This is a genomic window from Bremerella sp. JC817 (assembly GCF_040718835.1).
GTDB lineage: Bacteria > Planctomycetota > Planctomycetia > Pirellulales > Pirellulaceae > Bremerella.
The window spans coordinates 13,038-35,670 of record NZ_JBFEFG010000280.1; the positions used below are offsets into that span (position 1 = coordinate 13,038).

The window sequence follows — 22,633 nt, forward strand, 5'->3', positions numbered from 1 at the left end:
AGCTGAATGATTGATGTGCGAGTAAAAGAAGCCAACTGCAGAACATCGCTGCCCATGGCTTCCCAGGATTAACGAAGATCCTTCACGCCCTTCTTACCGGCGACGGTCTTCTTCGGACCCTTACGGGTACGAGCATTGGTACGGGTACGCTGACCGCGAACCGGCAAACCGCGACGATGACGCAGACCACGATAGCAGGCGATGCGATTAAGTCGCTGAATGTTCTGCGACAGTTGACGACGAAGGGGACCTTCGACGGTGTAATCGCTTTCCAGCAGACCAGCCAAACGGCTCAGCTCGTCTTCGTGGATCTCGGATGCGGGGCGATCTTGATCGATGCCCACCTTCACGCACAGTTCACGAGCGACGGCTGGGCCGACACCGTACAAATACGTCAGGCTGATCCAAGTCTTCTTGTCGTTGGGAATGTCCACACCGAGCAAACGTGGCATGGTGATCTCCTGTGATTGCCCCAACCGGGCAAATGATTCCGAAAATGTATCTTGCTATGGATTTGCGAAGCGAAGTGGCGTTTCTTTCTGCCTGATCGAGGCTACCCTCGCAGATGAGAGGGGAAACGCCGGGGCAAGAGGGAAACGAACACCGTCCAGAAGCCAATTAACCTTGGCGTTGCTTGTGACGGGCGTTCTCACAAATGACGTAGATCCGGCCTCGACGGCGGACCACTTTGCATTTGTCGCAGATTCGCTTGACGCTGGCTCTAACCTTCATGACTCTCTACTTCCAAACCTTGGGCGTTAGGGAAGCGGGCCAGTATACCCGACTTCCTTTTACGCTGACAAGGGCGTGAACATGAAAAACTTCGGTTTTCGAAGGGCAAAACGGCCCATTCCTCTTGACCGGAGGGCATTGGTTCGGTTTTCCAACCAATTGCCGCCCCTGCAAGAGCTATCCGCCAGACTGTTAGCGACTCAAATCGCCCAGTTGGCCTTAATTCTCGCCTGTCAGAATTCGAACGCCACTGCTGGTCAATGCCAGGGTGTGCTCGAAGTGAGCCGTCAGGCTTCTATCTTTGGTCGATAGGGTCCATCCATCGCTGTGCAGGTATAAATCCTCACGACCGATGGCAACCATCGGCTCGACCGCTAGAACGAGCCCTGGGCAGAGATCGAAGTCTCCCTTCTCCCGAAACTCGCGGCTGTCGTAATTGGGAACCTGCGGTTCCTCGTGCATGGTCGTCCCGATCCCGTGTCCGACTAACGTCGTGATGACAGAGAACCCGGCCGACTCCACCTCTTGCTGCATCGCCTTGGCGACCTGGCTCCACCGCTTTTTGACGGGCAGCAGTTCGATGGCAACTTGCAGTGCTCGCTCGGTAACCTCGAGCAGTTTTTTCGCTTCGTCGTTGATCTCGCCCACGGCATAGGTCCAAGCCGAGTCGCCACACCAGCCGCCAATCTTGGCCCCAGTATCGACGCTGACGATATCCCCTTCCTTCAAGATCCGCTTGCCAGGAATCCCGTGAACCACTTCGTCGTTCACAGAAACGCACGTCGCGGCGGGGAAGGGGACTTTGCCAGGAACGCCTTTGAACAACGCGATGGCGTCGTTCTCGACAAAGAGATCATCTACCGCCTTGTCGAGCTCGGCCGTGGTTACCCCTGGCCTCACCAACGCGGCGACTCTGCGATGCGCTTCCCGGACCAATTGTCCGGCGACGTGCATCTTGTCAATTTCTCGCTTCGATCGGAGCGTAATCATGCTCGTTTCTCGGCGACTTCTTTGAGCACCGTTTGAATTCGGTCGAAGACTTCTTCGATGGTGCCAATCCCGTCGATGCGGAAGAGGACCTTTTGCTCTTCGTAATATTGAATCAGTGGGAAGGTCATGTCGTTGTAGACCTTCATCCGGTTGCGGATCGTATCTTCATTGTCGTCGCCGCGATCTTCCTTCAACGCCCGAGCCATCAGTCGGCGGAAGAGCTCTTCCTGATCGACTTCCAGGTTCAGGACGGCATCGACTGCGTCGTCGTCCACAGCCAAACCCAAATCGAGCGACGCCGCTTGAGGAAGCGTGCGTGGGAAGCCGTCGAGCAAATAGCCGTTTCGGCAATCGCTTTGGGCGAGACGCTGTCGCACCATTTGCACGACGATCTCGTCCGATGCGAGTCGACCACCTTCCATCTGAGCGGCCGCTTTCAACCCGAGCTCGGTCTTGTTGCGAGTCGCTTCTCGCAACATTTCCCCTGTCGAGATGTGCGGGATACTCCAGTAGTCCACCAGCTTTTGGGACTGCGTCCCTTTGCCGACACCAGGAGGTCCTAGAAAGATAATCCGCATGACCCAACCGCAGCCTAGCTTGGGCATGGACGAAACCTCTCGACCATGCCGAAGTCACAAATTCGAAGCCGCTCTCTCGACTGTTACGAGAAAGCGGGACGCGCCATCCTGGCGTTGGGTTTAGCCTTCAATGAGACCCTTATAGTTACGCATCACCAGGTGACTGTCGATCTTCTGAACGAGATCGAACGCCACGCTCACGGCAATCAGCAAACCGGTACCACCGTAGAAGCTCGCGACCTGTGGCGAAACGCCCAGTTCGGTCGACACCAAGGTCGGAATGACCGCGACCAAGGCAAGGAAGCCCGCACCGACGTAGGTGATGCGAACCATGACCTTTTCCAAGTACTCTTCCGTTCGACGACCTGGACGGTAACCAGGGATGAACGAACCAAAGTTCTTCAGGTTCTCCGACACGTCCTTCGGATTGAAGGTGATGGCGGTCCAGAAGTAACAGAAGAAGTAAATCAGAGCGATGTAGCAAGCGATGTACAGGAAGCTTTGACCACGTGCGAACACGTCGGCCAGGCTGTTCATCGTTTCCGACTTCGTCCAACCGGCCAAAGCCTGGAAGACGAACTGGGGGAACAACAGCAAGCTGCTCGCGAAAATGATCGGCATCACACCGGCCTGGTTGATACGCAGCGGCAGGAACTGGCGAGTTCCACCGTAGACGCGACGACCACGCACGTGCTTGGCACTTTGCATTGGGATCTTGCGTTGGCCCTGCATGATGAACACCACACCGGTGATCACCGCGACAAACAAGATCGCTAACACCACGATGGTTTCAATACCGAACTCACCGCGGGTAAAGTTACGAAGTTCTGGTTTGGTGTTCTGCAGCAGTTCGAGCAGTGCCGATGGCATCGCCGCGAGGATACCTGCCATGATCAAGAGGCTGATACCGTTACCGATACCGAACTCGTCGATCTGCTCGCCGAGCCACATCAGGAAGACGGTACCGCAGGTCATGATCGCCACGGCAACCACGGCCCAACCCCAGTACAAACTCTTATCGATATTGCCAGGCTCCGCAGATGTCCAGAAGGCCTGGTTCACGAAGCTATCTCCGTTCTCGCCTACGCCTGTCATGGTCGCCAGATAGAAATAACTCTGGACGATACATAACGCGACGGTCGCGTAACGGGTGTATTCGTTGATCTTCTTACGGCCTGCCTCCCCTTCTTTCTGCAGCTCTTCGAGCGGCTTCCAGACGGTACCGAGCAGCTGGAAGATAATCGACGCCGAAATGTACGGCATAATCCCCAGACCGAAGATGGTGATCTGGCTCAGCGTACTGGCACTGAAGACCGAAACTTGCTGCAACAGACCGGCAACGCCTTCGTTACCTTGCGAAGCAAAGAATTCCTGGACCTTGACCTGATCGATCATCGGTAGCGGAATCTGAGAGCCGACACGGAAGACGGCAAGCAAGCCGATCGTCAGAAGAATCTTCGTCCGCAGTTCGGGAATGGTGAAGAGGACGCGTACTTTTTCCAACATGGCAATCTAACCCGGTTTGGCTAGTTCCGATTGAGGCCCCGAAAGACCTGGCATAAATGACGAAACGCAGGATGCGCGGATAGGTGAATGTACACCAAACCGCCGGTCTCGGACTAGACCACCCAAACGTGTCCTACTCTTTATTTCGAGCGACTTTACGCAATTTTGCAATCCATCGCGTATGGGTCCGCGCAAAAAACATGCCCACGCAAAGCGTAGGCATGTTGATTCTTATCTGGCGATTAGGATTTAGCCGCTTTGGCTTCTTCCTTCTTTTCAGCCACGGTCTTAATGCGAACGATTACGTTGCATGCACCGCCGGCCTGTTCGATCTTTTCCTTAGCCGAAGCACTGAAGCGATGTGCTTCCACCGTCAGCTTTTTGGTGATTTCACCGTCGCCGAGAATCTTAACTTCGTCAAAGCGACGCTTGCACAGCCCCTTGGCCTGCATGGTTTCGATGTTCACGGTTTCGCCATCGTTGAACAGTTCGTTCAGGTCCTTGATGTTGACAGCAGCAACAGTCAGGGCCCACTTGTTATTGAAACCACGCTTTGGGACGTGACGAACGATTGGGGTCTGACCACCTTGGAAGGTAGCGCGATTCGACCAACCTGCACGGCTGCGAGCACCCTTGTGACCGCGGGTCGAGGTCTTGCCCCAACCGCTACCGGTACCACGACCGATGCGTTGACGACGCTTGTTCTTCTGAACACCTTGATTGATTTCGTGCAAACTCATTAGACGGCAACTCCTCGCAGGCGTTGAATTTCATCCTTGGTTCGCAGTTGCTCCAGAGCGTTCATGGTTGCTTTGACCAGAACGACTGGGTTGGTCGAACCGAAGCTCTTAGTAAGAACGTCGTGCAAACCGACCGCTTCACAGACAGCACGGACCGAAGCACCGGCGATGACCCCAGTACCTGGGTGAGCCGGAACCAAGATCACTTGCCCAGCACCGAAACGACCAATCACCTGATGAGGGATCGTGCCATCGACGATGGGTACTTCGAGCATCTTGCGTTCGGCTTGCTTGACAGCCTTTTGGACGCTTGGTGGAACTTCGTTGGCTTTGCCATAGCCCCAGCCGACACGGCCCTTGCTATCGCCAATGACAACCATAGCCGCAAAGCTAAAACGACGACCACCCTTAACCACGGCGGCACAACGCTTGATCTTTACGACCTTTTCGACGAATCCGCCTTTGCCAGAATCTTTAGCCACGGTATTGGCTCTCCCGTTTGGATGATGCGGGTCGTTGGTGACCAGCGATTCCAAAGCGTTCTAAATGATTGTGTTCGTTTTAGAAGTCCAAACCACCTTCGCGAGCGGCGGTCGCCAAAGCAGCGACTCGGCCGTTATAGCGAAAATGACCACGATCGAAGCAAACCTGCTTCAGGCCGGCGGCCAGGGCCTTCTCAGCGATGGCCTTGCCAATCTTAGCGGCGGCATCGCAGTTGCCTGCACCCGCGTCACCACGCAGATCTTTGTCACGCGACGAAGCCGACACCAGCGTGCGACCCGATTCGTCGTCGATGATCTGACAGTAGATGTTGTTATTGCTACGGAAGATCGTCAGACGGGGACGTTCGGCGTTGCCGCGAGCCTTACGACGGACATGGTTGCTCCGACGCTTTCGCTGCTTGGAAATGAATTTCTGCTTGTTCACGACTCAACTAGCCTCGTGGGTGCCACGACTTTCAGGCCGCGGCACGATGACTTCTACTAACGTGTATTGTTACCGATTACTTACCTGCGGCCTTACCAGGCTTCAGCTTGACGCGTTCACCTTGGTAACGAACGCCCTTACCCTTGTAAGGTTCAGGCTTGCGGACCGCACGCACTTCGGCGGCGAACTGTCCGACGCGTTGCTTGTCGATACCCTTGACGACGATGTGCGTCTGGTCAGGGCACTTCACGTCCAGATCCGTTGGGATCTTCTTGTGTACTTCGTTCGCGAAGCCAACACGCAATTGCAGGACGTCGCCAGCGATCGCGGCCAGGTAACCCACGCCCACGACTTCCAGACGTTTCTCGTAACCCTGGTCAACACCAACAACCATGTTCGCGACAAGAGCGCGAGTCAGGCCATGCATTGCCTTGGCGTTACGCGAATCATTCTTCCGCGTAACTACGACTTCGTTGGTGTCGCCGGCGACTTCAATCGTGATGTCGCTGTCGGCGGTGTACGAGAGCTTTCCCAGAGGGCCTTCGACATTGATGGTCTGACCATCAACCGAGGCTTTTACCTTCTCGGGAATCGCAACTGGTTTTCGACCTAGTCGGGACATTTTCTTAACCTAGCTGTAGGCAATGGGTCTCTACGAGGGAGACTGTCCTGGTGATGTGATGGAAATGCTTGTAGGTAATCGTCAGGATCGTCGCACGACGAGCTGCTTGCGTTACCAAACTTCGCACAGAATTTCGCCGCCGATTTTCTTCTGGCGGGCTTCGCGGTCGCTGATCACACCACTGGAGGTACTGATCACCGAGATGCCCATCCCATTCAGGATTGGACGCAACTCGTTCGACTTCGAGTAAATTCGACGGCCAGGCTTACTGACACGCTTGATGTGCTGAATCACACGTTCCCCACTGGGACCGTACTTCAGTTCCAAGCGAATCTGCTTCACAGGCTCGGCTTCGATTTCTGCCCAGTCCCAGATATAGCCTTCACGCTTCAGCACATCGGCCAAACCGCGTTTGACCTTGGACGAAGGCATCTCAACGTGTGGGTGCTCGACGCGAACCGCATTGCGAATGCGGGTCAACATGTCGGCGATAGGGTCGGTCATCATAATACTTCGGGTCCCCTTACCAACTCGCCTTGCGTAAACCTGGAACTAGCCCTCGATCCGCCAAGTTGCGAATGCAAATACGGCAGACACCAAACTTCCGATACACGGCACGCGGACGGCCACACATAGTGCAGCGGCGCTCACGCCGAGACGAAAACTTCGGCTCGCGATTGGCCTTGGCGATTTTTGACTTGCTTGCCACGAGGATTTCCTACCTGGAAAACGAATCGACTGGGTAACAAACGTTATATACGGGTCCGCTCAAGCACAAAGACTTAGGCGGTTTTCTGCTTCTTAGGTTCTTCTCGCTGGAACGGCATACCCAACAGGGCGAGCAGCTCGCGAGCTTCGTCGTCGGTTGCACCGGTGGTGACGAAGGTGATGTCCATCCCTTGCTGACGGGTGTACTTGTCCGGATTCAATTCCGGGAACACCATCTGCTCGGAAAGGCCCATCGTGTAGTTGCCATTGCCATCAAAGCTCTTCGGGTTCACACCGCGGAAGTCGCGTACCTGTGGCAGTGCCAGGCTGACCAAACGGTCCAGGAACTCGTACATCCGTTGACGGCGAAGGGTGACCTTCACACCGATCGGCATGCCTTCACGCAGCTTGAACGATGCGACGCTCTTACGAGCACGGCAGATCATCGGACGCTGTCCGGTGAACTCGCTCATCGCTTCGGCAGCTTCGTCGACGTGCTTCTTTTCCGTGACTGCGGTACCGACGCCCATGTTGACGACGATCTTACGCAGACGTGGCAGGTTCATTGGGTTCTTACGACCCAGCTTTTCTGCCAGTGCTGGAAGCACTTCTTTTTCGTATTGTTCTTGGAGTCGTGGTTTGCTCATGGCTTATCTCGAACGATTTACCGGCTCACGCCTTGTTTTGGAAACTGCGTCAAGCAGTGATTACTTGGCGGGACTCAGCGAACCGATTTCGGCACCGCACGACTTGCAGTAGCGAACCTTGCTGCCGTCCTCTTTGATCTTGGCACCGGTCTTGGTGCGTTGCTTGCATTCGGTGCAAACCAGCATGACGTTGGAAATGTCAATTGGCATTTCCTTCGACAGCTTGCCACCCTTCGGGTTGCGTTGGCTTGGTTTGACGTGCTTATAGACCTTAGCGGCGCCTTCCACGAGGATCTTGCCGTTGTCTGGGAACACCTTCAGGACTTTGCCCCGGAGGTTGCCAGCGGCGTCGCCGCCAGTGATGATTTCGACGGTGTCGTCAACTTTGATATGCATTAGACCACCTCATTCGCCAAACTGACGATCTTCATGAACTTGCGATCTCGCAGCTCTCGTGCAACTGCACCGAAGATACGCGTGCCACGCGGATTGTTGTCTTTGTCGATCAGCACCACTGCGTTGCGATCGAAGCGGATATAGCTCCCGTCAGGTCGACGAGTTGGCTTTTTGCAGCGAACGATGACAGCCCGAACGACTGCCTTCTTCTTCACGTCCGCACCCGCCACAACTTCTTTCACCGAGCAAATAATCACGTCACCCAGGCCAGCGGTACGCTTTCGCGTTCCACCCAGAACCTTGATGCACATGACTTCCTTCGCACCGGTGTTGTCGGCGACGGCCAGTCTTGTTTCTTGTTGAATCATCGCTTCTTAAATCCAACCCTATGCCGCAGCCAGGTGGCCTTGGCGGTGTACAGGGGCTAAATACGGGGTGCCTAACCTTCTTGTTGTTCTTGCAGATGAGCGGCGGCTTCGCGGGCAGCCTTCAGGGCGGCCACGTCGACTTCCGTGCTCTTCTCTACAACTCGCACCAGTTCCCAGCGTTTGGTCTTGCTGCGAGGACGGCTTTCGATGATCTCGACCAGGTCGCCCAGTCCCGACTCGTTGGTTTCGTCGTGGACGTGGCAAACCATGCGGCGAGAGTAGTACTTGCCGTACAGCGGATGGCGAATTCGGCGGGCGATTTCGACGCGTCGCGTCTTTTCTTGCTTGTCGCCCGTCACGCGACCGACCAATACTTTCTTAGGCATTGCCGAATCTCTCTAAATACTTCGCTTGAATTAGGTGCTGGCCGCGGCGGCTGCTCGCTCGCCTTGGATCGTCTTGATGCGGGCCACCAGCTTGCGGTTCTTAGCCAACTCGCTAGGGGCGTCCAAACGTTCCGTCTGGGATTGAACTCGCAGACGGAACAGCGTTTCCATGGCGTTCGTCAGGTTCGCCTCGAGCTGTTCGTCGCTCAGTTCTCGCAGTTCGCTTGCTTTCATCGCTTTATCGCCTATCCACGTTCTATTCGCGGGTGATTAGCCGCCGACCATCTCAGCCTGGTTCCAAAGAACTAGGCTTCAGTTGTTTCCAGGTCCGGGCGACGACGCACGAAGCGACATCGAACCGGCATCTTGTGAGCCAAACGAGCAAAGCAAATCTTGGCTTGCTGCTCGGTGACACCCTTGAGTTCGTACATGACGGTGCCAGGTTTAACCGTGGCGACCCATCGATCAGGTTCACCCTTACCTTTACCCATACGAGTCTCCAACGGGCGAGCCGTTACCGACTTGTGGGGGAAAATCCGGATGAACAACTTACCGATACCACGGACGTACTGCTGAGCAGCGATACGACCCGCTTCGATCGTTTGGGCGGTAATGTGACCCGCCTGTGTGGATTGAAGTCCAAAATCGCCGAGGACGACGGTATTGCCACGAGTGGCATTACCTTTTATACGTCTTCTTTGGCTTTTTCGGTGCTTCACTCGTCTGGGCATCATAGCCATCGGAGTCGTCCCCTTCGTAAAAACCGTTATTAATCCAGACCTGGACCCCGATGTGACCTTGCGGCGTACGCGCTTCAGTGAAGCCGTAATCGATCTTCGCCCGCAGGGTGCTCAACGGAATCGATCCTTCAATAGCCTTTTCGCGGCGAGCCATTTCCGCACCACCAAGACGACCGGCCATTTGGATTTTGATGCCACGGGCACCGGCCTCCATGGTGCTTTCGATCGCACGTTTCATCGTGCGGCGGAAGCTGGCACGCTTGGCCAACTGGTCAGCGATATCCTCGGCGACCAACTGGGCTCGCAGTTCTGGGCGACCGACTTCCTCAACCTTTAGATTGATGCGACGGCCAACCAAGTTTTGCAGTTCTTCCTGCAGCTTCTCGACTTCCTGACCCTTCTGACCGATGATCAGACCTGGTCGGGCAACGAACAGAGTCACGCGAACTTCGTCACGGGTCCGTTCGATTTCAACTTTGTCGATACCTGCATTACGGTACTTCTGACGAATGCGTTGATCCGGGTGCTTCAGGATGAAGTCACGAATCTTCTTATCTTCCAGCAACAGGGCTGGGAAATCACGCTTCGACGCAAACCATTTGCTCTTCCAGCCGATCATGACGCCGGTGCGGAACGCAATTGGATTAACTTTTTGTCCCATGCTTGTCTCTCGACTCGAAGACGGAGGGTCTGCCTGCGGCAAACCTTAGCCTTGGAGTTCCTCCAGGGTGACGTGGATGTGACAGGTCCGCTTCAAAATCGGGAACGCGCTTCCACGAGCTCGTGGGCGGAATCGCTTAATGATCGGTCCGCCATCGACGCGTGCTTCCGCGACGAACAAAGCTTGCTGGCTTGCAGCACGCCCCTGGTTCTGTTCGGAATCCTGCGAGTTGCCGATGGCACTCTTGATGACTTCTTCCAGCAGGCGGGCACCACGCTGCGGTTGGAACCGCAGAATATCGAGTGCTTCGTCGGCCAGCTTGCCACGCACCAAATCGGCCAGCGGGCGCACCTTTCGCGGGCTGATGCGTGCCAGTCGGTGGGTCGCTTTGAACATGGTTGATCAACTCCTCGAACCACAAGCCAGGGAAACTTCCCTTCGAGGCTGTGGGCAGCCAAGCTGCGTTTGCCAATCGGTATGCGTTATTTCGCTGGGTTACTTCTTCTTCTTGTCAGCACCGTGACCGCGGAAGGTTCGCGTCGGTGCGAATTCGCCGAGCTTGTGCCCGACCATGTCTTCAGTGACATAAACCTTCAAGTGGGCCTTGCCGTTGTGGACCATGAAGGTGTGACCGACGAATTCCGGGATGATCGTGCAGGCACGAGCCCAGGTCTTGATCGGGTCCTTGGTGCCTGCGTCTTCTTGCTGGGCAACCTTCTTGTAAACGTTCGGGTCGACGTACGGCCCTTTTTTCAGGGAGCGGCTCATTTTCGATAACCTTTAGGATCGCAGCCAGGTGGCTGGGCTTGCCTATCTAAGTGGGCTCTTACTTCAACAGCTTCAACAGACCGTAGCGACGCGACCGGCGACGACGAACGATCGAGCGGTTGGAGGCCTTCTTACGGTGACGGGTTGCACCACCCTTGGTCGGCTTACCTTGCGGCGTAACCGGGTGACGACCACCCTTGGTACGACCTTCACCACCACCGTGCGGATGGTCGATCGGGTTCATCGCGGTACCACGAACGTGAGGACGGCGACCGAGCCAACGGCTACGACCAGCCTTACCCAATTGAACCTTTTCGTGATCCGGGTTGCTGACACGACCGATGGTCGCACGGCAACGGCTCGAAACACGACGAATTTCGCCGCTTGGCAGCGACAACTGAGCCCAGTCAGCTTCGCAAGCCATCAAGGTTGCCGAGCTGCCGGCACTGCGACACAGTGCACCACCGCGACCAGGCACCATTTCAATGTTGTGGACCGTGGTACCAGCCGGAATATTCTTCAACGGCATGCAGTTACCAACGGATGGCGAGGCTTCCGAACCGCTTTGAACCTTGTCGCCAGCCTTCAGACCGTCGGGAGCGAGGATGTATCGCTTTTCACCGTCGGCGTAGTTCAGCAAGGCAATACGGGCACTGCGGTTTGGATCGTACTGGATCGAATCGACCACTGCTGGCACACCGTCTTTGGCACGACGGAAGTCAATCACGCGATAACGACGCTTGTGACCGCCACCACGGTGACGAGCAGTGATCTTACCTTGATTGTTACGACCACCGGTCTTGGTGATCTTGCGAAGCAGGGCCTTTTCCGGCGATGCACCCTTGGTCAACTCCTTGAAGTCGCTGACCGAGGCGTTGCGACGCCCAGCGGAAGTCGGCTTATATTTTCGGATACCCATGGTTCGTCTCGTAGTCTATTTCGTGTCGCTGCGGTTTTCGGTGGGACCAGCGTCTATTAATAGAAGTCGATCTTTTGATCGTCGGCCAACGTGACGATGGCCTTCTTCCAGTTACGGGTCTTGCCGTTGCGGAAACGATATCGGCGGGCTTTCCCCTTCCGAGTCTGCGTTTTCACGCTGGCGACTTTGACGTCGAACAACTCTTCAATCGCCCGGCGGACATCCAACTTGGTGGCCACCGGAGAGATCTCGAACGTGTATTGATTCAGTTCTTCCGAGACCTGAACACCCTTTTCGGTGACCAGCGGACGCAGGATCACCTGGTGCGATTCCAGCGTACGGGTCGGGGTGTCTTCACTCGGTTTATAATAGGGTCGTGCCATTTTGGCACCTCTGTCGCTAAGTCAGGTTGAATTGATTTACTGCTAAGCCATTCGACCAAAAAGCGATTACTCGCTCTTGCCTTCTTTCCGCAAGGAATCGAGGGCAGCCTTGGTGATCACCAACTTCCGCGGACGCAGAACCGAGTAGGCATTCAGTTCAGCGACTGGGCTGACCGAAACACCTTCGATGTTCCGTGCACTGCGGTAGAAGATCGGATCGTACTTTTCCAAGGCGATCGCAACCTTTTGACCGTAAATACCGAGTGCCTTCAGAGCACCAGCGACATTCTTGGTCTTGATTTCGTCTTGAGCGAAGTCGTCGACAACAACAACCTGCTCGCCCTGGATCTTGCTGGCGATCGCCATGCGAGTCGCGATCTTCAGGGCCTTCTTGTTCAAGCGGTACGAGTAGTCACGAGGGCGGATCGCAAAAATGTGACCACCACCACGACGAACGCCACTACGCTTGGAACCAGCACGTGCGTTACCGGTACCCTTCTGGCGATACATCTTCTTCGTCGAACCGGCAACTTCAGCACGGGTCTTGGTACGGTGCGTACCCTGACGAAGGTTGGCCTGGTACATCACGACGGCATCGTGAAGCAATTGCTTGTTGATCGACGGAGCGATTTCAGCCGGGTCAAGTTCGTACTTGCCGACTTCCTTTCCGCTCTTGTCAAAAATGGGCAAACTCACCATGGGATAATTCTTTCACGCGAGGCGCGATTTGTTTCCAGAGGAAATCCGTTAGCGGACCATGTTGGTTTCACGAACGATCACGTAACCGCCGTTCGGGCCAGGCACGGCACCGTTGAGCAGAATCACGCCGTTTTCTTCGTCAACCTTGATAACCTTCAGGTTACGGCTGGTAACCTTGGCGTTACCGTATTGGCCGCTCATGCGAAGGCCTTTGAAGGTGCGGCTTGGATAGGCACTGCAGCCAGTACCACCGGTGTGGCGGTGAACCTTCTTCACACCGTGAGTGGCTCGCTGACCGGCGAAGTTGTGCCGCTTCATCACACCAGCGTAACCGCGACCGCGGCTAGTACCGATGACGTCGACACGGGCCGTTTCTGCCAGAACGCCAATGCCGATCTCTTGACCGACTTCAGCACCTTCGATCGAACCACGAAGTTCACGAACGAACTTCTTAGGCTCGCAGCCAGCCTTGGGTGCAGCTTCGGCACCAGCGGCGGCCAGCTTCCTGGCTCGCTTGCTCGAGAGAGGAGCAACGTGACCACGTTCGCTACGAATCGCCAATCGGCGAGGCTTGTCGTCGTATCCGAGTTGAACTGCCTCGTAGCCATCGCGTTCCAGGGTTCGCACCTGAAGCACGTGACAGGGACCTGCTTGTACAACCGTAACCGGGATAACTTCGCCAGACTCAGTATAGATCTGGGTCATCCCAACCTTACGGCCGAGTATGCCTTTTGCCATGATTCGTCGCCTTGTAGTCCGTTGCTCGCTTCGATGGATTAGCCAAGTCGGCCAATTACCACCCGAAGCTTCCAGCCATCCAAAGACTCTTTAAAACGAGCTGTGAAATAAAACTATCGAGTCGTTGCCTTGATCTTGATATCGACACCAGCTGGCAAATTCAGCTTGTTGAGCGATTCGATCGTCTTGGCGGTAGCCTGGACGATGTCGATCAGACGCTTGTGCGTCCGCACTTCAAACTGCTGACGAGCCTTCTTGTCGATATGCGGACCCGACAGAACGGTGTAACGTTCGATACGAGTCGGCAACGGAATGGGACCATGAACTTCCGAATGGGTACGCTTCGCCGTATCGACGATATCGAGAGCACTCTGATCCAAGATCGAGTGATCGTAAGCTTCCATCCGAATGCGAATAATTTCTTTCGCCACGCTTCTGATCCCTATTAACTGCTTCCCGGCAGACCGGGCTGGTAAATTTCTTTTCGCTCCCTACTGGCTCTTTGAGCTAGACGGGAAACAGATGATATTAAAAATCGTGGCCGATTTCGTCAATGGGCGCCGGTTCTTATTTCGAACCTTTTTCAAAGGTGCGACTCAGTTCTGATGAAAACCGGTGTTTTCCCGAGTAAAATCGCTGCACACGCGGTTCACCGCGACGGCAGCAAAAGGGGAAAACGTGTCGCATTCTTCGCCCGAATCACCTTACCGGAACTAACCGGAAAGTAATTCCAGGCCAGTACCCACCTTGAAATCGATTATTTATCCGATTTCGGAAACCCCGACCCGCCCTTCTGCCATGAAGTGGCAACTGGGATTGGCAGGGCTTTTCATCCTGATGACCGTTGTTGCTACGGGCCTCGGACTAGCTCGCCTGGTCGACTTTCATCTGGAGCACTTCCTGGCAGTGCTCGTCCTGCTGACTACCGTCGGCTTTTACCTCTTCCAAGGCCTGGCCGCTGCCTGGTCTTGGAAAAGAGTGCGATCAACTCAATCAGCGGAAGGGGATCATTGTCCCGAGAATCGCGTCGAACGCTAGGCCCGGAAGTCGCCAGAAGACCCACTTTCCGCAATTTACATAAACTGTTTGGCAATCTCTGCGGGTGCGGGAGCATATTTCAGCGGCTCCATGCTGCTGGATGCTCGCCCCTGGCTGAGACTTCGCATGGCGCTCGAGTACCCAAACAGCTCCGCCAGCGGAGCATGTGCTTCGATCACGACGTCGCCTGAGCGGTTCTCGGTCTTGGCGATTTCGCCACGACGCTTCATGATGTCGCCCACGAAATCCCCCATGTAATCATCTGGGGTCGTGATCGTGAGCTTCATAATCGGCTCGAGCAATGTGGGAACAGCGGCTTCAAGCCCCTTCTCAAACGCATCTCCAGCGGCGATGGCGAAGGCGGTATCTGTCGAACCGACTTCGGCAATCTCGCCGCCCAGGATCGTGATCTTCAAATCCGCCAACGGGAAGCCACCGATGATGCCGCCGCCCGCGGCGCGGCTACGAAGCTCTTCCATAGCGGACTCGATCAACTCGAACGGCACGTCATCGGGAGGGCACTTCGAGATGACCAGCACCGAAGGCGTTTGATTCGGGACATGCTCGACCTGGATCGTGAGCTTCGCGAACAGCTGCGCCCCTTGAATCACACGATGACATTCGCCGGTCACCTTTGCTGACTTACCCACCGTTTCGCGGTAGCTCACGCGCGGCTTATGCACCTTGACGTTAAGCTTAAAATCCCGGAGCAAGCGGTGACGAATGACCTCGAGATGCAACTCGCCCATCCCGCTGATAATTGTTTGCCCGGTGTCTTTATTTTCGTTCGCTGCGAAGGTTGGATCTTGCCGACGCATCATGCCCAGCGTATCGGAAAGCTTGTCGCGATCGGCCGAAGATTCGGGTTCGATCGCCATCCCAATGACCGTCTCTGGAAAGTTGATCGACTCGAGCAAAATCGGGCTTCGCGTATCACAAAGCGTATCGCCCGTGACCGAATGTCGCAGCCCGATGATGCCGACGATGTCACCGGTACCGACGTGATCGACCTGGTCTTTTCGCGAAGCCTGAATGTGCCAAAGCTGAGCACAGTTCTCTTTGACATCACGACCTGGGTTGAGCAAGCGACTATTCGGTTTGAGCTCACCGGAATAGACCCGCACCCAAGTCATATCGCCATGCTTGGCAGGCAACACCTTGAAGACCAGCCCGCAAAATGGCTCGCCTGGATCGGTCGTCCGCGTTTCCGTTTGATTCTTCTTCGCAGGGTTCGTCCCCACGACGGGCGGAACATCTTTTGGACTCGGCAGGAAGTAGGTGACCGCGTCCAGAATTGGCTGCACACCAATCCCGTCGAGGGCAGAGCCGCAGAGCACCGGCTGGATCTCACGAGCGAGCGTTGCACCGCGAAGAACCTTGCGAATAAGTGCCGTCGGAATTGGCTCATCACCGAGACTCATCTCCATCAGCTCGTCGCTGTGGTCGTAGAGCTTCTCAAGCAGATTCGTTCGCCACTGCTGGGCTTTCTCGACGTAGTCTTCTGGAATCTCCTGCACGTCAATCGTGCGATCCTGATCCCCTTCGCCGAAGGTCAGCATCTTCATCTCGATCAGATCGATCACCCCTCGAAAAGCATCGGCCAGATGCGGCGGGCCAGCCCCAACAGGAATCTGAATCGGCACAGGATTCGCCTTCAAACGACGTTCGATTTCCTGCAGCACCGGATAGAAGTCGGCACCTTCGCGGTCCATCTTGTTGATGAAAGCGATCCGCGGCACCTTGTAGCGATCGGCCTGACGCCAAACCGTTTCACTCTGGGCTTCCACACCTTCGCGAGCACTGAACACGACTACACCGCCGTCGAGCACACGCAGGCAACGCTCCACCTCCGCCGTGAAATCGACGTGGCCTGGGGTGTCGATCAAGTTGACCGTGCACTCCTTCCAAGGGAACGTTACACACGCCGAGTAAATCGTGATCCCACGCTCCGCCTCTTCTTCATCGAAGTCAGTCGTCGTGGTCCCTTTATCAACCTCACCCACCTTGTGCGAGGCACCACTGTAGAACAGCATACGCTCGGTTACCGTGGTTTTCCCGGCGTCGATATGGGCAATCACCCCGATGTTTCGGATGTCTTCAAGTTTACGAGCCATGACTCTCTTGCCAGCCTCCAGCGGCCGGACCTTTCCTGCTTCTCAATGAACGGCAAACGTGAACTGATATTTTGGCGGCTTCTGCACCGCAAGACTATGACGGGCAACTGATTAATTGCACCCGTGACAGCCTTGTTTCGAGCGATCTCAACACACCCCGACGCGGAACAAGGCTTCCGTCGGCGCATAAAAAAAGCCGCACTTTTGGGAAGCACGGCTTTCTTTGAGCGGTCTTACCAGGCGAAGTGAGCGAATGCCTTATTCGCGTCCGCCATACGGTGAACGTTTTCACGCTTGGTATAGGCGGTACCTTCGCGGTTGTAAGCGGCAAACAATTCGTCAGCCAACTTCAGGTGGGTCGGACGACCCTTCTTGTCGCGAACAGCACCCAGCAACCAACGGATGGCGAGCGACTGCTGACGGGTACGATTGACCTGCATAGGAACCTGGTAAGCAGCACCACCGACTCGCTTCGAGCGAACTTCGATGTGCGGCTTCACGTTCTCGACGGCCTGAGTGAAGACGTCAATCGGCTGCTCTTCTGGCAGACGCTTCTTCAGCTCGTCCATGGCACCGTAGAAAACTTCCTGAGCGGTCGTCTTCTTGCCATCCTGCATCAGACAGTTGATGAACTTGCTGGCCAGGATCGACTTGTAGCGAGGATCTGGCTTCAACGTTTCGCGGCTGGCGGTGATCTTACCCATCGTTGGTAACTAACTATTCGCTATTGATTCAGTATTGGAATGTATTCAATGACGAGACGTGGCGACCAGCGAACCGGTCCGAGCGACGTCAAGCTTAGCTCTTCTTGGCACCGTAACGGCTACGCGACTGCTTACGGCCATTCACGCCGAGAGCATCGAGAGCACCGCGGACCACCTGGTAACGCACACCCGGAAGGTCGCGAACACGACCGCCGCGAACCAGCACGATCGAGTGTTCCTGCAGGCTGTGACCTTCGCCTGGGATGTACACGGTGACTTCCTTCTGGTTCGACAGACGCACACGAGCGATCTTACGAAGAGCCGAGTTGGGCTTCTTCGGGGTCATCGTGCGGACCTGCAAACAGACACCACGTTTCTGCGGGCACTTCTCCAAAACTGGAGACTTGCTGAACTTACGCTTCTTCTTTCGTGGCTTGCGAACGAGCTGATTGATGGTGGGCATGGAGTCGCCGTTACTTCTAAGCTACGCCAACTGGTTGCTGACCAGTCGACCGAATTTCTGTTTGCTTACTGTCGCTTCCCACGGACAATGGGAAGCCCTTTAAATTATCCGATTGCCGAAAACTGTCAACCCGTAATGGACGCCTCGCGCGAAAACGACTAGGCGATTTCTCGAACTGAATCCTGCTTTCTGGCACTGCGAGCTACTTTTCAGCACCTGGGTGCCGCAAAAGCATCCTTCGCTTTTGCTGTTTTGGGAAAAAGAAGCATGGCCACTTTTGCGTGACCATGGCTTCCGATTCTCCAACGAACCGGGCAAACCAGGTTGCCCAGCCGCTTCTGTTTTACAATTCGTCGTCGCCTGGCTCGAATCCTTCACCACCTTGCGGAGGCATTGGAGGCTGCTGAGGAGGCTGTGGCTGACCATAGGTCGGGCCTTCGGTTGCCGGAATCGGTCCGCCACCACCGAGCAGGCTTTCTAGCCCTGGGGCAGGTGCCATTTCCGAGATCGCGGCAGGGCCTTGGCCATCGCCGTTGTCTTGCAGCAGCGGGAAGCTGTCTTCCAGCGTGCGTTCGCGAGTTCGCGAAGCAAGTTCAGCCAGGGCTTCTGGATTGATTCGGACTTCCGAATCCTGGAAGGTGCGGAAACCGGTACCCGCCGGGATCAAGTGACCCAGGATCACGTTTTCCTTCAAACCGATCAGTTCGTCGACCTTGCCTGCCAGGGCAGCCTCGGTGAGAACCTTCGTCGTTTCCTGGAAGGACGCGGCCGAGATAAAGCTGGAGCTCTGAACGGCAGCCTTGGTGATACCCAACAACTGCGTCGAAGCACTTGCCGCGGCGGGCTTCACACCCTTGGCAGGGGTTCCACCCAGCGATTCGATCTGGCCGTTTTCCTGCTCCAAAGCTTCCTTCGGAACGATCATGCCTTCGCTGAACTGCTGCGAGTCGCCAGGGCTCGAGATCTTCAGGCAACGCGACAACTGCTCGTTGGCACGACGGAAGTCAAACTTGTCCATCACCAGGCCAGGCAACAGGCTCGTGTCGCCAGCCGAGTCAACCATCACCTTTCGCAGCATGCGAGCGACGATGATTTCGATGTGCTTATCGTTGATTTCCACACGCTGGCTGCGATACACACCCTGAATTTCGTGCAGCAGGTACTGCTGAACGGCTTCTTCACCGGAGATACGCAGAATGTCGTGAGGAACCAGTGGACCGTCGATCAGCGACTGGCCAGCCCGGACGTAGTCGCCGGTATGAACCAGGAATCGCTTACCGTGTGGCACCAGGTGCTCGCGTTCGATACCCGATTCGTTGCGAACGATAATCGTTCGCTTGCCACGCTTCTTCTCCGAGAGAATCTCGACGACACCGTCGATCTCAGCCATCACGGCTGGATCCTTCGGCTTACGAGCCTCGAAGATTTCCGTGACTCGCGGCAGACCACCGGTGATGTCCTTAACACCGCCCGATTCACGCGGGGTGCTGGCCACCGTGGTACCTGCCGAAACCTTGGTACCTTCATCGGCGTCGATGATCGCCTTTTCTGGCAGGTAGTAAACGTCGAGCGGCTTGCCGTCTTCGTCTTCGATCACGAGTTGCGGATGGAAGTCACCCTTGTGCTCGGTGATCATGCGACGTTGGTGACCGGTGGAGTCGTGCTCGATCATCATCGTTTCGCCTTCGACCACGTCCTCGTAGCGGACGCGACCACCGACTTCAGCGACGATCGGAATCGAGTAAGGATTCCAAGAGCAGAGGACCTGACCGGTCTTCACCTCTTCGTTTTCTTTGACTTCCAGGATCGCACCAGTTGGCACGTCGTAGCTTTCGATTTCACGACCCTTGGCGTCGACGATCGTGATTTCACCGTTACGGGTGAGCACGATGTTTTTGCCTTCGTCGTTCGTCGCAGTCCGCATACGCGTGAACTTGACGAAACCACCACGCTTGGTCTTCTTTTCGTGTTCTTCGGTATCGGTAACGGCCACACCACCGATGTGGAACGTACGCATCGTCAGCTGAGTACCAGGTTCACCAATACTCTGGGCGGCGATGATACCGACGGCCATGCCTTCTTCGACCTGATCGCCGGTCGACATGTCCATCCCGTAGCAAGCCTTGCAGCAACCCAGACCATTGTCGCAGGTCATTGGGCTACGAACTTGAATGCGTTCCAGACCCATCTTCTCGATCTTGCGAGCGGTGTCTGGGGTGATCATTTCGTTCTCGCGAACGATCACTTCGTCGGTAATCGGATTCACGATGCTCTGACGGCTCACACGACCCTTGATCGCGTCTGCCAGCGAGACTTCGACCTTTTCGCCACGGTAGATGACCCCCTTGGTGATACCCTGGGTCGTACCGCAATCTTCGGCTGTGATCACCACGTTCTGAGCGACGTCGGCCAGCTTACGAGTCAGGTAACCCGAGTCAGCCGTCTTCAAAGCCGTATCCGCCAGACCCTTACGGGCACCGTGCGTCGAGGAGAAGTACTCGAGCACCGTCAAACCTTCGCGGAAGTTCGACTTAATGGGCGTTTCGATGATTTCACCACTCGGCTTGGCCATCAGACCACGCATACCGGCCAGCTGACGAATCTGTTCGGTACCACCACGAGCACCAGAGTCGGCCATCAGGTACACCGGGTTCACGTAACCGTGACCACCGCGGTCGTCGTTCTTCATCTCGGTCATCATCTCGGCAGTAATCTGCTCACGAGCATGAGTCCAAGCATCGAGAACCTGGTTCACACGTTCTTTGTCCGTGATCACACCACGTTCGTACAGCTTCTTGAACTTGATCACCTTCTTTTCAGCTTCGCCAATGATCTTGTGCTTCGAATCGGGAGTCACAAGGTCGTCGGTCGCGAAGGAAAGACCGCTGCGGGTCGATTCGCGGAAGCCGAGCTGATTCATATCGTCCAGCAGGTTGATCGTCGCACGGCGACCCAGACGCTGATAGCAGTCCGAAATCACCTTCGACAATTCGCTACTACCCATCGAGAAGTTGTAGTAGTCCATGCCTGCAGGCAGCATCTCGTTGAACAAAACGCGACCAAAGGTGGTTTCGACAATTCGGCCGGAGGCCTGTTCGTCGTCTTCACCCTTGAGGCTGCGACCTTCAGGAAGTCGAACCTTCACGAGAGCGTGCAGATCGATGATCCCCTGAGCGAAGGCATAGTCCGCTTCTTCCATCGAAGCGAAGGTCATCCCTTCACCTGGACGGTTCGGCAGGCTGATGGTGATGAAGTTACAACCCATCACCACGTCCTGCGACGGGCTCATGATCGGCTTACCATTGGATGGGGCGAAGATGTTATTCGTCGCCAACATCAGGGTATGGGCTTCGACCTGGGCTTCAATCGAAAGCGGCAAGTGAACCGCCATCTGGTCACCGTCGAAGTCGGCGTTGAAGCCTTTGCACACCAGTGGGTGCAAGTGAATCGCATTACCTTCCACCAGGGTGGGCTCGAAGGCCTGGATCCCCATACGGTGAAGCGTCGGAGCACGATTCAACAGGACCGGGTGATTCTGAATCACCGATTCCAAGATGTCCCAGACTTCTTCATCCTTGCGTTCGAGCATCTTCTTGGCGCTCTTGATGGTGTCGGCATGACCGAGCACCTTCAGCTTGCGGATGATGAAGGGTTGGTACAATTCCAGGGCGATCTTCTTAGGCAGACCGCACTGATGCAGCTTCATACGCGGACCGACCACGATCACGCTACGAGCCGAATAGTCAACGCGCTTACCGAGCAGGTTTTCGCGGAAACGACCCTGCTTACCCTTGATCATATCGGTCAGCGACTTGAGCGGACGGTTGCTGCTACCCAGAACCGGACGCTTGCAGCGATTGTTGTCGAACAGAGCGTCGACCGACTGCTGCAACATACGCTTTTCGTTGCGGATGATGACTTCAGGAGCGTTCAGATCGACCAACTTACGCAGACGGTTGTTGCGGTTGATGATACGACGGTAGAGGTCGTTCAAGTCGGAGGTGGCAAAGTTGCCCGAGTCCAACAGAACAAGCGGACGCAGATCCGGTGGAATAACCGGTATCACGTCCATGATCATCCATTCTGGCTTGTTGTCGCTGTCACGGATCGCTTCGACGATCTTCAAGCGATTGATGTAGTCTTTTCGCTTCTGCTTCGAACCAGTTTCCTGCAGGTCCTTGCGGAGGTCGATCGACAACTGCACCAGGTCGAGACCTTGCAGCAGCTTACGAACCGCTTCAGCACCCATGTCCGCTTCAAACGAACCGCTACCAAACTGTTCGACGGCGCCACGGTACTCTTCTTCGGTCAGCGTCTGGAACTTTTCCAGATCGGTGCTGCCTGGATCGACGACGACGTAATCCTGGAAGTAAATGACCTTTTCCAGGCTCGAAGTCTTCATGGCCAACAGGTTACCCAGTCGGCTAGGCATCGCCTTGAAGAACCAGATGTGGACGATCGGCGCGGCCAGTTCGATGTGGCCCATTCGCTTACGGCGAACGCGGCTGTGAGTGATCTTCACACCACAGCGATCGCAGATCATGCCTTTGTATTTCATGCCGCGATACTTACCGCACGCACATTCCCAGTCCTTTTCTGGGCCGAAGATACGTTCGCAGAAAAGGCCGTCCTTTTCTGGGCGATAGGTACGGTAGTTGATCGTTTCCGGCTTCTTGACTTCACCGAACGACCAGCTCCGAATGTCGTGAGGCCGTGCGAGGCTGATCTTGACCGCGGTGTAATCGTTGATTCGGTCGTAAGAGCTTTCGAGAATACTCATGGCCCGTGCTCCTTATTTCTATCCAC

General features: G+C 55.6%; 30 protein-coding genes. 1 reads left to right on the forward strand and 29 read right to left on the reverse strand.

Going from position 1 to position 22,633, the window contains the following annotated elements; all coding sequences use genetic code 11:
- Positions 1 to 68 precede the first annotated feature (68 nt).
- From rpsM to rpsJ, 25 genes are all read right to left on the reverse strand, one after another.
- A complete protein-coding gene (gene rpsM, locus AB1L30_RS18210; RefSeq protein WP_345090779.1) occupies positions 69 to 452 on the reverse strand; it encodes a 30S ribosomal protein S13 in 384 nt (127 codons plus the stop codon).
- A gap of 166 nt (positions 453 to 618) precedes the next feature.
- Positions 619 to 732, reverse strand: coding sequence for a 50S ribosomal protein L36 (gene rpmJ, locus AB1L30_RS18215; RefSeq protein WP_105356383.1), 114 nt, complete (start codon positions 730 to 732; stop codon positions 619 to 621).
- 219 nt (positions 733 to 951) lie between these two features.
- On the reverse strand, positions 952 to 1,722 hold the full coding sequence (map, locus tag AB1L30_RS18220; protein WP_367014833.1) for a type I methionyl aminopeptidase: 771 nt from the start codon (positions 1,720 to 1,722) through the stop codon (positions 952 to 954).
- Entirely contained in the window at positions 1,719 to 2,327 is a 609-nt protein-coding gene (locus AB1L30_RS18225) for an adenylate kinase (protein ID WP_367014834.1), read from the reverse strand. Before AB1L30_RS18225 ends, map begins: the two co-directional genes overlap by 4 nt.
- A 93-nt stretch (positions 2,328 to 2,420) precedes the next feature.
- Positions 2,421 to 3,806 (reverse strand): preprotein translocase subunit SecY, encoded by a 1,386-nt coding sequence (secY, locus tag AB1L30_RS18230; protein WP_345090766.1) that lies wholly within the window; start codon positions 3,804 to 3,806, stop codon positions 2,421 to 2,423.
- 242 nt (positions 3,807 to 4,048) lie between these two features.
- On the reverse strand, positions 4,049 to 4,546 hold the full coding sequence (rplO, locus tag AB1L30_RS18235; RefSeq protein ID WP_367014835.1) for a 50S ribosomal protein L15: 498 nt from the start codon (positions 4,544 to 4,546) through the stop codon (positions 4,049 to 4,051).
- Positions 4,546 to 5,028: a 30S ribosomal protein S5 gene (rpsE, locus tag AB1L30_RS18240; protein ID WP_345090760.1), complete on the reverse strand. Its 483-nt coding sequence runs from the start codon at positions 5,026 to 5,028 to the stop codon at positions 4,546 to 4,548. Before rpsE ends, rplO begins: the two co-directional genes overlap by 1 nt.
- Positions 5,029 to 5,107: 79 nt before the next feature.
- On the reverse strand, positions 5,108 to 5,473 hold the full coding sequence (gene rplR / locus AB1L30_RS18245; protein WP_367014836.1) for a 50S ribosomal protein L18: 366 nt from the start codon (positions 5,471 to 5,473) through the stop codon (positions 5,108 to 5,110).
- A gap of 76 nt (positions 5,474 to 5,549) precedes the next feature.
- Positions 5,550 to 6,095, reverse strand: a complete 546-nt coding sequence (gene rplF / locus AB1L30_RS18250; RefSeq protein WP_345090756.1) for a 50S ribosomal protein L6 — start codon at positions 6,093 to 6,095, stop codon at positions 5,550 to 5,552.
- Between the two features lie 111 nt (positions 6,096 to 6,206).
- Positions 6,207 to 6,605 (reverse strand): 30S ribosomal protein S8, encoded by a 399-nt coding sequence (gene rpsH, locus AB1L30_RS18255; protein WP_345090915.1) that lies wholly within the window; start codon positions 6,603 to 6,605, stop codon positions 6,207 to 6,209.
- 13 nt (positions 6,606 to 6,618) lie between these two features.
- A complete protein-coding gene (locus AB1L30_RS18260; protein WP_345090754.1) occupies positions 6,619 to 6,804 on the reverse strand; it encodes a type Z 30S ribosomal protein S14 in 186 nt (61 codons plus the stop codon).
- Between the two features lie 73 nt (positions 6,805 to 6,877).
- Positions 6,878 to 7,450 (reverse strand): 50S ribosomal protein L5, encoded by a 573-nt coding sequence (gene rplE, locus AB1L30_RS18265; RefSeq protein ID WP_345090752.1) that lies wholly within the window; start codon positions 7,448 to 7,450, stop codon positions 6,878 to 6,880.
- Between the two features lie 60 nt (positions 7,451 to 7,510).
- Positions 7,511 to 7,846, reverse strand: a complete 336-nt coding sequence (gene rplX, locus AB1L30_RS18270; protein WP_345090749.1) for a 50S ribosomal protein L24 — start codon at positions 7,844 to 7,846, stop codon at positions 7,511 to 7,513.
- Positions 7,846 to 8,214: a 50S ribosomal protein L14 gene (rplN, locus tag AB1L30_RS18275; RefSeq protein ID WP_345090746.1), complete on the reverse strand. Its 369-nt coding sequence runs from the start codon at positions 8,212 to 8,214 to the stop codon at positions 7,846 to 7,848. The genes rplX and rplN overlap by 1 nt, the downstream gene beginning before the upstream one ends.
- Before the next feature lie 71 nt (positions 8,215 to 8,285).
- Positions 8,286 to 8,600 (reverse strand): 30S ribosomal protein S17, encoded by a 315-nt coding sequence (rpsQ, locus tag AB1L30_RS18280; protein ID WP_345090743.1) that lies wholly within the window; start codon positions 8,598 to 8,600, stop codon positions 8,286 to 8,288.
- A 30-nt stretch (positions 8,601 to 8,630) separates the two neighbouring features.
- A complete protein-coding gene (gene rpmC / locus AB1L30_RS18285) occupies positions 8,631 to 8,834 on the reverse strand; it encodes a 50S ribosomal protein L29 (RefSeq protein WP_345090740.1) in 204 nt (67 codons plus the stop codon).
- Positions 8,835 to 8,905: 71 nt separating this feature from the next.
- Positions 8,906 to 9,340, reverse strand: a complete 435-nt coding sequence (gene rplP / locus AB1L30_RS18290; protein ID WP_367014837.1) for a 50S ribosomal protein L16 — start codon at positions 9,338 to 9,340, stop codon at positions 8,906 to 8,908.
- The gene (gene rpsC / locus AB1L30_RS18295) at positions 9,279 to 10,001 is read right to left on the reverse strand and encodes a 30S ribosomal protein S3 (protein WP_345090737.1); all 723 of its coding nucleotides are present in this window, start codon (positions 9,999 to 10,001) and stop codon (positions 9,279 to 9,281) included. Before rpsC ends, rplP begins: the two co-directional genes overlap by 62 nt.
- A gap of 45 nt (positions 10,002 to 10,046) precedes the next feature.
- Positions 10,047 to 10,397: a 50S ribosomal protein L22 gene (gene rplV / locus AB1L30_RS18300; protein ID WP_367014838.1), complete on the reverse strand. Its 351-nt coding sequence runs from the start codon at positions 10,395 to 10,397 to the stop codon at positions 10,047 to 10,049.
- Positions 10,398 to 10,496: 99 nt separating this feature from the next.
- Positions 10,497 to 10,769 carry a 30S ribosomal protein S19 gene (gene rpsS, locus AB1L30_RS18305; protein ID WP_367014839.1) on the reverse strand — a complete coding sequence of 91 codons (273 nt, stop codon included), beginning with the start codon at positions 10,767 to 10,769 and terminating at the stop codon, positions 10,497 to 10,499.
- A 58-nt stretch (positions 10,770 to 10,827) separates the two neighbouring features.
- Positions 10,828 to 11,688, reverse strand: coding sequence for a 50S ribosomal protein L2 (gene rplB / locus AB1L30_RS18310; protein ID WP_367014840.1), 861 nt, complete (start codon positions 11,686 to 11,688; stop codon positions 10,828 to 10,830).
- A gap of 56 nt (positions 11,689 to 11,744) precedes the next feature.
- Positions 11,745 to 12,071 carry a 50S ribosomal protein L23 gene (rplW, locus tag AB1L30_RS18315; RefSeq protein ID WP_367014841.1) on the reverse strand — a complete coding sequence of 109 codons (327 nt, stop codon included), beginning with the start codon at positions 12,069 to 12,071 and terminating at the stop codon, positions 11,745 to 11,747.
- Between the two features lie 66 nt (positions 12,072 to 12,137).
- A complete protein-coding gene (gene rplD, locus AB1L30_RS18320; RefSeq protein WP_345090722.1) occupies positions 12,138 to 12,770 on the reverse strand; it encodes a 50S ribosomal protein L4 in 633 nt (210 codons plus the stop codon).
- Between the two features lie 48 nt (positions 12,771 to 12,818).
- Positions 12,819 to 13,508, reverse strand: coding sequence for a 50S ribosomal protein L3 (gene rplC, locus AB1L30_RS18325; protein WP_367014842.1), 690 nt, complete (start codon positions 13,506 to 13,508; stop codon positions 12,819 to 12,821).
- 113 nt (positions 13,509 to 13,621) lie between these two features.
- On the reverse strand, positions 13,622 to 13,939 hold the full coding sequence (gene rpsJ / locus AB1L30_RS18330; protein ID WP_105351940.1) for a 30S ribosomal protein S10: 318 nt from the start codon (positions 13,937 to 13,939) through the stop codon (positions 13,622 to 13,624).
- A 316-nt stretch (positions 13,940 to 14,255) separates the two neighbouring features.
- Here rpsJ and AB1L30_RS18335 point away from each other — a divergent pair, with 316 nt between their 5' ends.
- The gene (locus tag AB1L30_RS18335; RefSeq protein ID WP_367014843.1) at positions 14,256 to 14,546 is read left to right on the forward strand and encodes a hypothetical protein; all 291 of its coding nucleotides are present in this window, start codon (positions 14,256 to 14,258) and stop codon (positions 14,544 to 14,546) included.
- A gap of 35 nt (positions 14,547 to 14,581) precedes the next feature.
- Here the strand turns inward: AB1L30_RS18335 and fusA are convergent, their stop codons facing one another.
- From fusA to rpoC, 4 genes are all read right to left on the reverse strand, one after another.
- A complete protein-coding gene (gene fusA, locus AB1L30_RS18340; RefSeq protein WP_367014844.1) occupies positions 14,582 to 16,660 on the reverse strand; it encodes an elongation factor G in 2,079 nt (692 codons plus the stop codon).
- Between the two features lie 233 nt (positions 16,661 to 16,893).
- Complete coding sequence (rpsG, locus tag AB1L30_RS18345; RefSeq protein WP_345090708.1) at positions 16,894 to 17,364, reverse strand: 30S ribosomal protein S7; 471 nt, start codon at positions 17,362 to 17,364, stop codon at positions 16,894 to 16,896.
- A gap of 94 nt (positions 17,365 to 17,458) precedes the next feature.
- The gene (gene rpsL, locus AB1L30_RS18350) at positions 17,459 to 17,827 is read right to left on the reverse strand and encodes a 30S ribosomal protein S12 (RefSeq protein ID WP_105351948.1); all 369 of its coding nucleotides are present in this window, start codon (positions 17,825 to 17,827) and stop codon (positions 17,459 to 17,461) included.
- Between the two features lie 343 nt (positions 17,828 to 18,170).
- On the reverse strand, positions 18,171 to 22,607 hold the full coding sequence (rpoC, locus tag AB1L30_RS18355) for a DNA-directed RNA polymerase subunit beta' (protein WP_367014845.1): 4,437 nt from the start codon (positions 22,605 to 22,607) through the stop codon (positions 18,171 to 18,173).
- Positions 22,608 to 22,633 lie beyond the last annotated feature (26 nt).